The sequence below is a fragment of the Streptococcus sp. HMSC071D03 genome, assembly GCF_001812125.1.
Classification (GTDB): Bacteria; Bacillota; Bacilli; order Lactobacillales; family Streptococcaceae; genus Streptococcus; species Streptococcus pseudopneumoniae_N.
On the sequence record NZ_KV807682.1, the window covers coordinates 1 to 1,006 of the forward strand.

Sequence of the window (1,006 nt, forward strand, 5' to 3'; positions counted from 1 at the left end):
GTAGATTTTAAGACTACAAGATTAAGGCAGAATAAGTCGGGAGTAGTTCTGTTGGCAGAGATTTTTACTTGTGATATTATCTGTTTTGAAGATAATACGATATACCAGAAAATCAAAAATTGTGCTAAGATGTAAGTAACGATAGGGTGTAAGTCGGGTGACTGGTAACAGTTTGCTCAAAGGTTGCTGATGATTCAGCTTCAGGTTCGGCACTGCCTTCAGCTTTAGGCTGTAAACAACCCGCGCCACCACTGGCCCTATTATTCGAAGAGCTGACCTTTCGAGGTCGGTTTTTTTGTCAGACAATGGCGAAGCCGTCTGACTGACATTTTGAAAAAATGTCTCGCTCGAAATCGAGCGACGAAGAGAAAACTTGGGGTTCGAGTTTTCTCTTTTTTCGTGCGTTCATTCGCACGAATTTGCTCTCTGCAAGAGTCCCTCGGAGGAGCGTTTGCGTTTTGACGAACCGCTAGGTTTGTCAAAACTGCATAAACGTTACTCTTTTGACAAAAGAGTAACAGAAAAGCTATAATAAAATCAAGCGCTGCTTAATTTTATTATAGCTAGAATCGAGCAAGCAATAGACCTTGTCGGCTTGCTCGTCCTCCCCTTTTGGGAGGACAAGGGGGGAGGAAATTGGATGGTACAATTGAGCATTTCTTTTAAAACCAGTACCAAGATGACCAGCATCAAACACAACAATCGAGATCTGACAGAAGAAGAATTTAAACAACCTCAACACCAACATATTGACCGAGATAAAATCAACGAGAATATTTACATCAAACAAGAACCAATCAAAGAGGCCTATGAAAAGATTTTCGGATCTGCCCTGGAAGAATATAATTCAAAACAAACTCGGAAGGACAGAAGGATAGAGGACTACTTTCAGCACGTCAAAAAGAGTAAAACATTAGACGTACAAAGAGAATTTATTGTCGGAATTGGCGATAAGTATGACTGGGATAGAATTAAAAATAGCACTGAGGCGAAACGATGGGTGGGG

General features: G+C 41.0%; 1 pseudogene. It reads left to right on the plus strand.

The features are described from left to right. Nucleotides 1-640: 640 nt before the first annotated feature. Nucleotides 641-1,006: pseudogene (locus HMPREF2837_RS00005) on the plus strand (recombinase); the annotation flags it as partial.